The organism is Streptomyces sp. NBC_00620, assembly GCF_026341825.1.
In the GTDB taxonomy this organism is placed as follows: Bacteria; Actinomycetota; Actinomycetes; order Streptomycetales; family Streptomycetaceae; genus Streptomyces.
Genome location: NZ_JAPENY010000002.1, coordinates 1,185,209 through 1,198,161, shown reverse-complemented (window position 1 = coordinate 1,198,161; position 12,953 = coordinate 1,185,209). Strand labels below are relative to the sequence as shown.

Genomic DNA, 12,953 nt, shown 5'->3' with positions numbered 1-12,953 from the left:
GTCACGCGAGCTTCCCGTCCACGAGGGTGGCCTTGCCCCGGAGCCAGGTGTGCGTGACACGGCCCGGCAGCTCACGGCCCTCGTAGGGAGTGTTGCGGCTGCGCGAGGCGAAGCCCGCGGGGTCCACGGCCCCACGGTATTCGGTGTCGACCAGCGTGAGGTTGGCGGGCTCACCTGCCGAGACGGGACGGCCGTGGCCCTTGGCCTGGCCGATCTCGGCGGGCTTGGCCGACATGCGGTCCGCGACGCCTGCCCAGTCGAGCAGGCCGGTCTCGACCATCGTCTGCTGGACGACGGACAGCGCGGTCTCGAGCCCCACCATGCCCATGGCGGCCGCGGCCCACTCGCAGTCCTTGTCCTCATGCGGGTGCGGGGCGTGGTCGGTGGCGACGATGTCGATCGTGCCGTCTGCGAGTGCCTCGCGCAGGGCCAGCACGTCACGCTCGGTGCGCAGCGGCGGGTTGACCTTGTAGACCGGGTTGTAGGTGCGCGCCAGCTCGTCGGTGAGGAGCAGGTGGTGCGGGGTCACCTCGGCGGTGACGTCGATGCCGCGGGATTTGGCCCAGCGGACGATCTCGACGGAGCCGGCGGTCGAGAGGTGGCAGATGTGGACGCGGGACCCGACGTGCTCGGCGAGCAGGACGTCCCGGGCGATGATCGACTCCTCGGCCACCGCAGGCCATCCCCCGAGCCCCAGCTCGGCGGAGACGACACCCTCGTTCATCTGGGCGCCCTCGGTCAGCCGCGGCTCCTGCGCGTGCTGGGCGACGACCCCGCCGAAGGCCTTCACGTACTCCAGCGCCCGGCGCATGATCACCGCGTCGTCCACGCACTTGCCGTCGTCCGAGAAGACCGTGACGCCGGCCGCGGACTCGTACATGGCGCCCAGCTCGGCGAGCTTCTTGCCCTCCAGGCCGACGGTGACGGCGCCGATGGGCTGCACATCGCAGTAGCCGTGCTCCTGGCCGAGCCGGTAGACCTGCTCGACGACACCGGCGGTGTCGGCGACGGGGAAGGTGTTGGCCATGGCGAACACGGAGGTGTAGCCGCCGCTCGCCGCCGCCCGCGTGCCGGTCAGGACGGTCTCGGAGTCCTCACGGCCCGGCTCACGCAGATGGGTGTGCAGGTCGACCAGCCCGGGCAGCAGCACCTTGCCCTCGGCCTCGACGACCTCCGCGCCTTCGTCCGAAAGCCCCGTACCGACCGCCTCGATGACCGGGCCGTCGATGAGTACGTCCTGCGGCTCGCCGCCGAGCACCCGCGCACCACGGATAAGGATCTTGCTCATGGTTCTTACTTCTCCTCGGTACGGGTGTGGGTGACGGCGGGCTCGTTCCCGCCAAGGAGCAGATAGAGGACGGCCATCCGGATCGAGACGCCGTTGGTGACCTGCTCAAGGACGGTGCAGCGGTCGGAGTCGGCGACCTCGGCGGTGATCTCCATGCCGCGGACCATGGGGCCGGGGTGCATCACGATGGCGTGCTCGGGCATCCGCGCCATGCGGGCACCGTCCAGGCCGTAGCGCCGCGAGTACTCGCGCTCGGTCGGGAAGAACGCCGCGTTCATCCGCTCCCGCTGCACGCGCAGCAGCATCACGGCATCGGACTTGGAGAGCGTGCTGTCGAGGTCGTACGAGACCTCGCAGGGCCAGGCCTCGACGCCGACCGGCACCAAGGTGGGCGGGGCGACGAGGGTGACCTCGGCGCCGAGCGTGTGCAGCAGGTCGACATTGGAGCGGGCGACGCGGCTGTGCAGGATGTCGCCGACGAGCGTGATCCGCTTGCCGGCCAGGTCCTGCCCTATCCCCGCGTCCCGGCCGACGAGCCGGCGCCGCATGGTGAAGGCGTCGAGCAGGGCCTGGGTGGGGTGCTGGTGGGTGCCGTCACCGGCGTTGATGACGGCCGCGTCGATCCAGCCGGAGGTCGCGAGCCGGTACGGGGCTCCGGAGGCGCCGTGCCGGATGACGACGGCGTCGACGCCCATGGCTTCGAGGGTCTGGGCGGTGTCCTTCAGGGACTCGCCCTTGGACACGCTCGATCCCTTGGCGGTGAAGTTGATGACGTCCGCGGAGAGGCGCTTCTCGGCTGCCTCGAAGGAGATCCGGGTACGCGTCGAGTCCTCGAAGAAGAGGTTGACCACGGTGCGGCCGCGCAGGGTCGGCAGCTTTTTGATCGGCCGGTCGGCGACCCGGGCCATCTCCTCGGCGGTGTCGAGGATCAGGACGGCGTCGTCGCGGGTGAGGTCGGCGGCCGAGATGAGATGACGCTGCATCTTTCAGGCTCCGTAAGGCAGTTCAGGTCGGGAGAATTCGGGCACGCGAGCGCGCAGACACGCACTCAGGGGCGTACGGCTGAGTGCTACTGCTGCTCGCCCGTGGAGGTCCGCTTCGCGCCGAGCAGCACGGTGTCGCGACCGTCCTCCTCGGCGAGCTGGACCTTGACCGTCTCCCGCAACGACGTGGGGAGGTTCTTGCCGACGTAGTCGGCGCGGATGGGCAGTTCGCGGTGACCGCGGTCGACGAGGACCGCGAGCTGCACGGCGCGCGGGCGGCCGATGTCGTTCAGCGCGTCGAGCGCCGCGCGGATGGTTCGGCCGGAGAAGAGCACGTCGTCGACGAGGACGACCAGGCGGCCGTCGATGCCGTCACCGGGAATCTCGGTGCGGGCCAGCGCACGCGGTGGGTGCATGCGCAGGTCGTCGCGGTACATGGTGATGTCGAGGGAGCCGACCGGGATCTTGCGGCCGGTGATCTCCGCCAGCTTCACGGCGAGCCGCCGGGCGAGGAAGACGCCCCGGGTCGGGATGCCGAGAAGCACCACGTCGTCGGCGCCCTTGGCGCGCTCGACGATCTCGTGGGCGATGCGGGTCAACACCCGCGCGATGTCGGGGCCTTCGAGAACCGGCCGCGCATCGGCTTCGTATTGCTGCTTGTCATGCTCGGTGTCCATATGAAAACGGACCTCCTTCTCCGCCTCACGGGACGGATCATTAAAGGACGTCGGAATTGCGCCATCCACGCTACCAGCCCGGCAACGCGCCTGATCACCCCCCTTCAAGCCACCGCCGGCGACTCCCACCAAAGGGTCGGTCCGGACCATTCGGCTTGACGGGGGAGAGTAACGCTGCGTAACCTCACAGTGAGTCACCAGAGTCACCAGCCGCGCGGCCGAGCCGCACGTTGATACAGCGTCCGGGGAGCTATATGTCCAGCGAATACGCCAAACAGCTCGGGGCCAAGCTCCGGGCCATCCGCACCCAGCAGGGCCTTTCCCTCCACGGCGTCGAGGAGAAGTCCCAGGGACGCTGGAAGGCGGTCGTGGTCGGTTCGTACGAGCGCGGCGACCGCGCCGTCACCGTGCAGCGCCTTGCCGAGCTCGCGGACTTCTACGGGGTTCCGGTGCAGGAGCTGCTGCCGGGCACCACTCCGGGCGGGGCCGCCGAGCCGCCGCCGAAGCTGGTCCTGGACCTTGAGCGGCTGGCCCACGTGCCGGCCGAGAAGGCGGGCCCCCTGCAGCGCTACGCGGCGACGATCCAGTCGCAGCGCGGTGACTACAACGGCAAGGTGCTGTCGATCCGCCAGGACGACCTGCGCACCCTCGCCGTCATCTACGACCAGTCGCCCTCGGTCCTCACCGAGCAGCTGATCAGCTGGGGCGTCCTGGACGCCGACGCGCGCCGTGCGGTCTCCCACGACGAGGGCTGATCCCAACCAGCACTTCAGCAGAAACGTGCCGCCGGGGTGGCCGGAACACATCGTTCCGGCCACCCCGGCGGCTTTCTGCGGCCCTCCGGGGCCTCCCGGGTACCGGAACGCCGGAGGGCCCGCAGCAGGCATGCTGCGGGCCCTCCGGCGTTTTCGTGGCTTTCGGTCGCCGTTGTGTACGTCCGGGGGCTCGTCCTAGGACTCGTCCCGGCGGAGCGACGGCTTCAGGTCCTTGAACCGGCCGAGGAGGCCGTTCACGAACGCGGGCGAGTCGTCCGTGGAGAACTCCTTCGCCAACTGCACCGCCTCGTCGAGCACCACGGCGTCCGGGGTCTCATCGACCCAGATCAGCTCGTAGGCACCGAGGCGCAGGATGTTGCGGTCCACGACCGGCATCCTGTCCAGCGTCCAGCCGACGGCGTACTGCGCGATCAGGTCGTCGATCCGGCGCACCTTGGTGGCGTACCCCTCGACCAACTGCATCGTGTATTCGCTCACCGGCGGCTGCCGGGTGTCGGTCCGGGAATGCCGGATCCAGTCCGCGAGGACCGTCAGGACGTCCACATCGCGCTGGTCGCCCTCGAAGAGGATCTGGAAGGCGCGCTTGCGGGCCGTGTTGCGGGCAGCCACGGTTAGCTGTTCACCCGGCCGAGGTAGTCGCTCGTGCGGGTGTCGACCTTGATCTTCTCACCGGTGGTGATGAAGAGCGGGACGTTGATCTGGTGGCCGGTCTCCAGGATGGCGGGCTTGGTGCCACCGGTGGAGCGGTCGCCCTGGACGCCGGGCTCGGTCTCCTGGATCACGAGCTCGACGGCGGCCGGCAGCTCGACGAACAGCACCGAGCCCTCGTGCTGCGCGACGGTGGCGGTGAAGCCCTCGATCAGGAAGTTGGCGGCATCGCCGACGGACTTGCGGTCGACCATCAGCTGGTCGTACGTGTCCATGTCCATGAAGACGAAGTACTCGCCGTCCATGTACGAGAACTGCATGTCACGCTTGTCGATCGTGGCCGTCTCGACCTTGACGCCGGCGTTGAACGTCTTGTCGACGACCTTGCCGGAGAGCACGTTCTTCAGCTTGGTGCGCACGAAGGCCGGGCCCTTGCCGGGCTTGACGTGCTGGAACTCGACGACGGACCAGAGCTGGCCTCCGTCGAGCTTGAGCACCAGGCCGTTCTTGAGGTCGTTCGTGGAAGCCACGGTTGCGGAATCTCCTGGACTGACGTGGACGACCCCGGGGCTCGCGCGCAGCTCACAGGCTAGAGCGCGAGCAGTTCCTTGGTCGTAATGGTGAGTAGCTCGGGTCCGCCGTCCGCCTCGGGGCGTACGACGAGCGTGTCATCGATCCGGACACCGCCCCGGCCCGGGAGGTGGACCCCCGGTTCGACGGTGACCGGCACGCAAGCGTCCAGTTTACCCATGGCCGCGGGGGCCAGCTGCGGGTCCTCGTCGATTTCGAGCCCCACGCCGTGCCCGGTCAGCGGAGGAAGGCCTTCCGTGTACCCCGCGGAGTCGAGTACCTGGCGGGCCGCGCGGTCCACGTCACGGTAGGCGGCGCCGGGTGCCAGCGCCTCCCGTCCGGCGCGCTGGGCGGCGAAGACGAGGTCGTACAGCTCGATCTGCCAGTCGGCCGGAGAGGTCCCGATGACGAACGTACGGCCGATCTCACAGCGGTAGCCACGGTAGGTCGCGCCGAGGCAGACGGAAAGGAAATCTCCTTCTTCGACCCGCCGGTCGGTGGGCCGGTGGCCACGGCGTCCCGAGTTCGGCCCGGTGCCGACCGAGGTCGCGAAGGCCGGGCCGTCCGCGCCGTGGTCGACGAGGCGCCGCTCCAGCTCGAGCGCGAGATGGCGCTCGGTACGGCCGACGAGGATCGATTCGAGGAGTTCGCCCAGCGCCTGGTCGGCGATCTCGGCGCCGATCCGCAGACAGGAGATCTCCTCCTCGTCCTTGATCACCCGCAGCTGCTCCACCGCACCGCCCAGGTCGGCGAGGCGCAGCCGCGGCGCCACCGAACGGATCGCACGGTGCCGGGTCACGGTCAGGTGGTGTTCCTCGACCGCGAGGGACTCGGCGCCCTGGGCGAAGGCCACATCGGCCGCGGCGACGGCCGGATCACCGCCGGGGCCGGGCAGGGCCTGCAACCGCAGCGCCTCGTCCGGACGCCCCTCATCGGCCTCGCCGCTCGGCGGGCCGCCGCAGAGCAGCAGATCCTCACCCCTGCCGAGCAGGAGGACGGCGCCGCGCGGGGCCGCGCCGGCGAGATACCTCACGTTGGCGGGGCGGGTGACGAGCGCTGTCGCGCTGCCGCCGGCCGTACAACGCTCCCGGAGCCGCTCTCGGCGGGCCGCGTACACCTCTGACATGAATCGAGCGTACGAGCGGTGGCCGGATGGCGCCGGTTCAGCGGGGCTGGACGGGCGTCGGGCCGGTCCGGACTACCACTGGGGCGGGCTGGCGATCGACCGCGCGAGTACGTCGTCCAGGACGCGGGCCGTGGTCGGTACGTCGAGCTGCGAGTTGTCGATGATGGGGAGCCCCGAGCCGTACCAGCCGGCCATCCGGCCGTGGATACGGGCGACTTCCTCGTCGGTGAGGCGGCGGTTTCCGGAGCGCTCGGCGTTGCGCTCCAGGACTATCTCCAGGCCGGGCAGCAGGACGACGGGCAGCAGCCCCGGCCCGACGTGCCGCTTCCAGCCGCCAAGGCCGACGACCGGCCGGTCGGGGAACACGGCGTCGTCGAGGATGCAGGAGATGCCGTTGGCCAGGAAGTTCCGCGCGGCGAATCCGCAGGTGCGGCGGGCCAGGCGGTACTGCGCCTCCGAATGGTCGTTCCACCCCGACTGCGGGTCGGCGAAGCCCGAGCGCACCCATTCGCGTACGTCGTCGAGGCTGATGTGAGCGGTGGGTACCCGGCGGTGGTCCGCCCAGTACTTGGCGACGCTGGTCTTCCCGGCGCCCGCGGGGCCGATGAGCAGCACGGCGAGCGTGGTGGACGTGGGGTCGGCCTGGCCCGCGGCGGGCGGCGCGCTCGGCCTGGCCACGGGTCCGCCCGGGGGCAGCTGCACATGGCCGGTGGTGTCCGGCGTGGGCGGCACGGGGGCGTGCTGCGGGTGCGCGTGCTGCGGTACGTGCGAGTGGGGCGTCGCGTGTCCCGGAGGGGGTCCCGCGAAACCGGGGGCGGGCGGGGGCGGTGGTAGGGGACCCGGGTGCCCGGGCTGCGGTCCGGCCGGCGACCAGCCGGCGCCCGGTCCCTGCCCCGGCTGGTGGGGCGGCGGCAGCGGAGCCCCCACTGCGTGCTGCATCCGGTGCCACTCCGTCTCGTGTCTCTTGGCTCGTTGGCCTCCGGGACGCGAACGGGGCCTCGGTCCCGCTCTCTCCCACAGCCTTATGGGCGTGGGAGGTGCCCCCAACCGAACGGTACCTTCCCCGGCCGCCGTTGTGTGAACGGCCGGGGAGGGTGTGAAGTGCCCGTCGGCCGGGGGCAAATCGGGCCAAGTGCGGGCCCGTTGGACGTTACGTTCTTAAGTCACGTCGCCGTGGGCAGCCGATCCGCGTCTACTCCCCGACTTCGCCGTACGCGGCGAGGAGGACGGCCGGGTCGGGCCCCTCCAGGACGGTCGGCTTGGCGAGCCCGTCGAGGACGATGAAGCGCAGCAGGTTGCCGCGGGACTTCTTGTCGACCTTCATGTTCTCCAGGAGCTTGGGCCACTGGTCGTAGCGGTAGCTCAGCGGGAGGCCGACGGATTCCAGGATCGTGCGGTGACGGTCGGCGGTCTCGTCGTCCAGCCGGCCCGCGAGACGGCCGAGTTCGGCGGCGAAGTGCATGCCGACGGCGACGGCCGCGCCGTGCCGCCACTTGTAGCGCTCGTTCTTCTCGATCGCGTGCGCGAGGGTGTGCCCGTAGTTGAGGATCTCCCGCAGCCCGGACTCCTTGAGGTCGCCGGAGACGACCTCGGCCTTGACCTTGATGGAGCGCTCGATGAGCTCGGCGGTGTGCGGTCCCGCGGGCGTACGGGCCGCCTCGGGGTCCTCCTCGATGAGTTCGAGGATCACCGGGTCGGCGATGAAACCGGCCTTGATGATCTCCGCGAGCCCGGACACGAAGTCGTTGACCGGCAGCGAGTCGAGGGCGGCCAGGTCGCAGAGCACACCGGCCGGCGGGTGGAAGGAGCCGACGAGGTTCTTGCCCTCCGCGGTGTTGATGCCGGTCTTGCCGCCGACCGCCGCGTCCACCATCGCAAGGACGGTGGTGGGGACGACGATCCAGCGCACCCCGCGCAGCCAGGTCGCCGCCACGAACCCGGCCAGGTCGGTGGTGGCGCCGCCGCCGACGCCCACGATGACGTCGCTGCGGGTGAAACCGGACTGGCCGAGCGCCTTCCAGCAGTACGCGGCGACCTCGGCCGTCTTGGCCTCCTCGGCGTTCGGCACCTGGATGGCGACGGCCTCGTAGCCCTGCCCGCCCAGGTCGGCGCAGAGCGCCTCACCGGTGTCGGCGAGCGCCTCGGGGTGGATGACCGCGACGCGCTGCGCCTTGTCACCGATCAACCCGCCGAGCTCACCGAGGAGTTGACGGCCGACCAGCACCTCGTAGGGGTCGGTGCCCGCGGTGCCGCCGACCTGGATACGGGTCACTGCCTCGCTCATGCTTCCTTCAACTCCAGTGCGTCGAGGACCGCTTGGGCGACCTCTTCGGGGGTGCGGTCGTCGGTGGCCACGACCGCCCGGGCGACTTCGGTGTAGAGGTGGCGGCGCGCTTCCATCAGGTCGCGCCACTGCCGGCGCGGGTTGACGGCCAGCAGCGGCCTCGCCGCGTTCAGGCCGGTGCGCTTGACCGCCTCCTCGACGTCCATCGAGAGGTACACGACCTCGTGTCCGGCGAGCAGGGCGCGCGTCTCCTCGTCGAGGATCGCGCCACCGCCGAGCGCCAGGACACCGTCGTGCTCGGCCAGCGCCCGGTGCACCGCCCGCTTCTCGATCGCGCGGAAGACCGGCTCACCCTCGTCGACGAAGATGTCGGCGATGGTGCGGCCCTCGGCGCCCACGATGTCCTCGTCGGTGTCCCGGTAGGCGCAGCCGAGCCGCTCGGCGACCAGCGCGCCCACCGTGGACTTGCCGACACCCATCGGGCCGACGAGGACGATCCGCGGAGGGGTCACCGCACGACCAGGTTCTCGAGGTAGCCCCGCACATTGCGGCGGGTCTCGGGGACGCTGTCGCCGGCGAACTTCTCCGCCACCGCGTCCGCCAGGACCAGCGCCACCATCGCCTCGGCGACGATCCCGGCCGCCGGGACCGCGCACACGTCGGAACGCTGGTGATGCGCCTTGGCGGCCTCGCCGGTCGCCACATCGATGGTCGCCAGCGCGCGGGGCACGGTCGCGATGGGCTTCATCGCGGCGCGTACGCGCAGCAGTTCACCGGTGGTCAGACCGCCCTCGGTACCGCCGGAGCGACCGGAGGTGCGCCGGATGCCGTCCTCGGTGTGGACGATCTCGTCGTGCGCCTGCGAGCCCGGCACCCGGGCCAGCTCGAAGCCGTCGCCGACCTCGACGCCCTTGATGGCCTGGATGCCCATGAGCGCGGCCGCCAGCCGGGCGTCGAGGCGCCGGTCCCAGTGCACGTGCGAGCCAAGCCCCACGGGCACGCCGTACGCCAGTACCTCGACCACGCCACCGAGCGTGTCACCGTCCTTGTGAGCCTGGTCGATCTCCGCGACCATCGCCTTCGACGCGTCGGCGTCCAGGCAGCGCACCGGGTCGGCGTCGAGCTTCTCGACGTCCGAGGGCTTGGGGTAGAGGCCGTACGGAGCCTTCGCCGCGGCCAGCTCGACGACGTGCGAGACGATCTCGATCCCGGCCGTCTCCTTCAGGTAGGAGCGGGCCACCGCGCCCAGCGCCACACGCGCCGCGGTTTCGCGGGCGGAGGCACGCTCCAGGATCGGCCGGGCCTCGTCGAAGCCGTACTTCTGCATGCCCGCGAGGTCCGCGTGACCGGGCCGGGGCCGGGTCAGCGGCGCGTTGCGGGCCACATCGGCGAGGATCGCGGGATCGACCGGGTCGGCGGCCATGACCTGCTCCCACTTGGGCCACTCGGTGTTGCCGACCATGATCGCAATCGGTGAACCGAGGGTGAGCCCGTGGCGTACGCCGCCCAGGAAGGTGACCTCGTCGCGCTCGAATTTCATCCGGGCACCGCGTCCATAGCCGAGCCGCCGCCGGGCCAGGTGGTCCGCCACCATGTCCGTGGTGATCGGCACGCCGGCGGGAAGTCCCTCCAGCGTCGCGACAAGTGCGGGTCCGTGGGACTCCCCCGCGGTCAGCCAGCGCAACCTGCTCAACGGTGCTCCTCATGCTCGCGCCCTGGTACTGCTGCTGCGTACGCGCGTCCTCGCGTACGGCGACGGCGCGACCGGGTGCGCGGCCCTGGCCCGCCACCTCCGATCCTCCCACGTCCACGTATGAGAACCGGCCACGGGTCCATCAGGCGGACGGACTCCGGCGGGTCAGGACGCGTCAGTGGGCGGCGAGGGCGTGTTCGCCGGCCTTCCGCATGGCGTCGAGCGGCGCGGGGGTGCGGCCGGTCATCTGCTCGACCTGGAGCACCGCCTGGTGCACCAGCAGGTCGAGCCCGCTGACCACGGACCCGGCGTAGGCGGACCAGCGTGCCGCGAGTTCGGTCGGCCACGGGTCGTACAGCACGTCGAACAGGGTGGCGGGCCGCTCGGGAATGGCCGTGGCCAGCGCGTCCGTCGTGCCCGCCGGGGTCGTGGCGATCACGAGCGGCGCGTGCAGCGCCTGCGCGGCCTCCGCCCAGTCCTGAATCCGCACCTCCACGTCGAGCCGCTCGCCCCACTCCCGCATCTCGGCGGCACGCTCCGCGCTCCGGACGTACGCGACGACCTCGCCGGTGCAGATCCGTGCGAGCGCGGCCAGCGCGGACGACGCCGTGGCGCCGGCCCCGAGGATCGCGGCGGAGTCGACCTGCTCGATGCCCCGTTCGCGCAGGGCGGCGACCATCCCGGGGATGTCGGTGTTGTCGCCGACGCGCCGACCGTCCGCGGTGAACACGACCGTGTTGACCGCCTCGACGGAGGCCGCCGTCTCGCTGACCTCGTCGAGCAGCGGAATGACGGCCCGCTTGAGCGGCATGGTCAGCGACAGCCCCGCCCACTCCGGTCCCAGTTGCCCGAAGAACCCGGGCAACGCCTCTTCGTCCACGTCGAAACGGTCGTACGACCAGTCGCCGAGGCCGAGTTCCTCATACGCGGCGCGGTGCAGCACCGGGGAGAGGGAGTGGGCGATCGGGGAACCGAGAACGGCGGCTCGGCGCTGGCTGTCGGTACCGCTCATTGATCCTTCAGTTCCTCGAGATACTTCTCACGGTTCGCGTTCTGCTCTTCGTTCGTCTCGGCGAAGAGCGTCTTGTCCGCACTGACCGACACGAAGTAGTACCAGTTTCCCTTGGCGGGCTTGAGTGCGGCCTCGATCGCCTCTGCGCCGGGATTACTGATGGGCCCGGGAGGCAGGCCCTTGATCTTGTACGTGTTGTACGGGTCGTCGATCGTCCGCAGTTCGTCGACCGAACCGGTGGCCAACTTGGATTCGCCCTTGAGGTAATTGACCGTCGAGTCGAAGTCGAGCAGGCCGTAGGTCTCGGTGTTGTTCGGCTTCAGTCGGTTGTAGACGACCGTCGCGACCTTTTCGAAGTCGTGCTTGTACTTGCCTTCCTTCTGGACGAGGCTCGCCACCGTGAGGAGCTGCAGCGGGTTTTCCAGGTCCAGCGCCTTGGCCTTCGACTGGAGGCCGAAGTCGGTGTACTTCTCGTTGGCGAGGTCGACCATCTGCTTCAGGACGTCCTTGGGCTTCATGCCCTTGGAGACCGCGTAGCTGGAGGGGTAGAGGAATCCTTCCAGCGGGTCCTTGATGTCCTTGTCCGTGTTCGCCCAGTCCGGAAGACCGAGGGTCTCCCATTCCTTGTCGGCGACTCCCTCGGTCGTGCCCGACTTGATTTCGAGGCGTTTGTCGATCATCGCGTAGATCTCGGCGTTGCGCTTGCCTTCGGCAATGATCAGGTTGTCGCGGCTGCTGGGGCTGAGCATCATTGCGACAGCGCTTTCCCCGGACATTTCCTTCTTGAGCGTGTAGACACCCGCCTGGATGGAATTCCCCTTGGGATTCTGCGACTGCGCGGCGACAAAAGCGTCGACGCTCTTGACGACACCGGCATTCTTCAATGCCTGCCCGATCGCATACCCGCCGGAGCCCTTGGGAATGGTGACGTTCACGGTCGTACTGGTGCCGTCCCCGGCATAGTCGGGCGCCGCGCCGAAACGATTCTGATAGAACTGGTACCCGAAATAGCCGACTCCGCCGAGTCCGCCTCCGAAGACCAGCACGACCACCAGACAGGCACACCCGCTGCGGCGTTTCTTGCCGCCCTTGCCGCCGCGCCCCTTCTTGTCACCGCGTCCGCCGCGGCCCTTCGGATCGTCGTCGTCCGAGTCGTCGTCATCGTCACCGCCCCCGGCGAAGAAGGCGTGCTCGCCCTGGTCGGGTCCGGGATCCCAGTCGGTCTTCGGCTCGGGCTCGGCACGACGGCGGGCCGGCGGCTCGGGGGGCGGATAGGCGTCGGGGGTCCCGTACTGGTCGGGCTGCTCGCCGCCGTACGCGACGGGCTGGCCCCCGTAGGGGTCGGCCGGGTCGGCGGCATAGGGGACCTGCTGGTTCGCCCCGTTGCCCCAGCCGCTGTTGTCGTACTGCTGCTGGCCCTGCCCGCCGTACTGCTGCCCCTGGTCGACGTAGGGCTGCTGCCCTTGACCGGTGTAGTGCTGCTGGCCCTGGCCGCCGTACTGCTGCTGGCCTTGAGCGTTGTACTGCTGCTGGCCCTGACCGCCGTACTGCTGCTGACCTTGACCGTTGTACTGCTGCTGCGCCTGGTCGCCGTAGGGCTGCTGGCTCTGGCCAGGGAACTGCTGGTGACCCTGGCCTTGATACTGCTGCTGCTCCTGACCGTACGCACCCTGCTGACCGGTGGCCCAGTCGCCGTACTGCTGGTGCTGCTGTTGTTGCGGCTGCTGCGGATAGTGCTGCGGCTGGCCGCCGTAGGGGGACTGGCCGTCGTCGGCCTGTCCTCCCCATCCGTCGTCCCCGAACAACGGGTCCTCCGGATGCCACGGTTCGGAGCCTGGGCCCCGGCCATACTCAGTCATTGATCCCCTAGAGCCGCGAGGCGGCGGCCACACGGCG

13 protein-coding genes are annotated in these 12,953 nt (G+C 70.1%); 1 reads left to right on the top strand and 12 read right to left on the bottom strand.

Annotated features, from left to right (window positions below):
* Window position 1 precedes the first annotated feature (1 nt).
* The 3 genes from OG246_RS24620 to pyrR all read right to left on the bottom strand — a co-directional run bounded on the left by OG246_RS24620 (window position 2) and on the right by pyrR (window position 2,948).
* Window positions 2-1,288, bottom strand: a complete 1,287-nt coding sequence (locus tag OG246_RS24620) for a dihydroorotase (protein WP_266467622.1) — start codon at window positions 1,286-1,288, stop codon at window positions 2-4.
* Window positions 1,289-1,293: 5 nt separating this feature from the next.
* Window positions 1,294-2,271: an aspartate carbamoyltransferase catalytic subunit gene (locus OG246_RS24615; RefSeq protein ID WP_266467618.1), complete on the bottom strand. Its 978-nt coding sequence runs from the start codon at window positions 2,269-2,271 to the stop codon at window positions 1,294-1,296.
* Window positions 2,272-2,357: 86 nt separating this feature from the next.
* Window positions 2,358-2,948, bottom strand: coding sequence for a bifunctional pyr operon transcriptional regulator/uracil phosphoribosyltransferase PyrR (pyrR, locus tag OG246_RS24610; protein WP_266467615.1), 591 nt, complete (start codon window positions 2,946-2,948; stop codon window positions 2,358-2,360).
* Between the two features lie 254 nt (window positions 2,949-3,202).
* On the opposite strand from pyrR, the gene bldD reads away from it, so the two are divergent.
* A complete protein-coding gene (gene bldD / locus OG246_RS24605; RefSeq protein WP_067366005.1) occupies window positions 3,203-3,703 on the top strand; it encodes a transcriptional regulator BldD in 501 nt (166 codons plus the stop codon).
* A gap of 195 nt (window positions 3,704-3,898) precedes the next feature.
* Here bldD and nusB read toward each other — a convergent pair whose 3' ends face one another.
* The 9 genes from nusB to mltG form a co-directional block, all read right to left on the bottom strand.
* Window positions 3,899-4,333, bottom strand: a complete 435-nt coding sequence (nusB, locus tag OG246_RS24600) for a transcription antitermination factor NusB (RefSeq protein ID WP_266467610.1) — start codon at window positions 4,331-4,333, stop codon at window positions 3,899-3,901.
* A gap of 2 nt (window positions 4,334-4,335) precedes the next feature.
* Window positions 4,336-4,902 (bottom strand): elongation factor P, encoded by a 567-nt coding sequence (gene efp, locus OG246_RS24595; protein ID WP_266467608.1) that lies wholly within the window; start codon window positions 4,900-4,902, stop codon window positions 4,336-4,338.
* A gap of 59 nt (window positions 4,903-4,961) precedes the next feature.
* Complete coding sequence (locus OG246_RS24590; protein WP_266467605.1) at window positions 4,962-6,068, bottom strand: aminopeptidase P family protein; 1,107 nt, start codon at window positions 6,066-6,068, stop codon at window positions 4,962-4,964.
* Between the two features lie 72 nt (window positions 6,069-6,140).
* A complete protein-coding gene (locus OG246_RS24585; protein ID WP_266467603.1) occupies window positions 6,141-7,007 on the bottom strand; it encodes a Pro-rich N-terminal domain-containing protein in 867 nt (288 codons plus the stop codon).
* A 253-nt stretch (window positions 7,008-7,260) separates the two neighbouring features.
* Window positions 7,261-8,352: a 3-dehydroquinate synthase gene (gene aroB, locus OG246_RS24580; protein ID WP_266467600.1), complete on the bottom strand. Its 1,092-nt coding sequence runs from the start codon at window positions 8,350-8,352 to the stop codon at window positions 7,261-7,263.
* Window positions 8,349-8,831, bottom strand: coding sequence for a shikimate kinase (locus tag OG246_RS24575; protein WP_266470890.1), 483 nt, complete (start codon window positions 8,829-8,831; stop codon window positions 8,349-8,351). The genes aroB and OG246_RS24575 overlap by 4 nt, the downstream gene beginning before the upstream one ends.
* A gap of 29 nt (window positions 8,832-8,860) precedes the next feature.
* On the bottom strand, window positions 8,861-10,045 hold the full coding sequence (aroC, locus tag OG246_RS24570; protein ID WP_266467596.1) for a chorismate synthase: 1,185 nt from the start codon (window positions 10,043-10,045) through the stop codon (window positions 8,861-8,863).
* 175 nt (window positions 10,046-10,220) lie between these two features.
* Window positions 10,221-11,057, bottom strand: coding sequence for a shikimate dehydrogenase (locus OG246_RS24565; protein WP_266467593.1), 837 nt, complete (start codon window positions 11,055-11,057; stop codon window positions 10,221-10,223).
* On the bottom strand, window positions 11,054-12,916 hold the full coding sequence (gene mltG, locus OG246_RS24560) for an endolytic transglycosylase MltG (RefSeq protein WP_266467588.1): 1,863 nt from the start codon (window positions 12,914-12,916) through the stop codon (window positions 11,054-11,056). Before mltG ends, OG246_RS24565 begins: the two co-directional genes overlap by 4 nt.
* Window positions 12,917-12,953 lie beyond the last annotated feature (37 nt).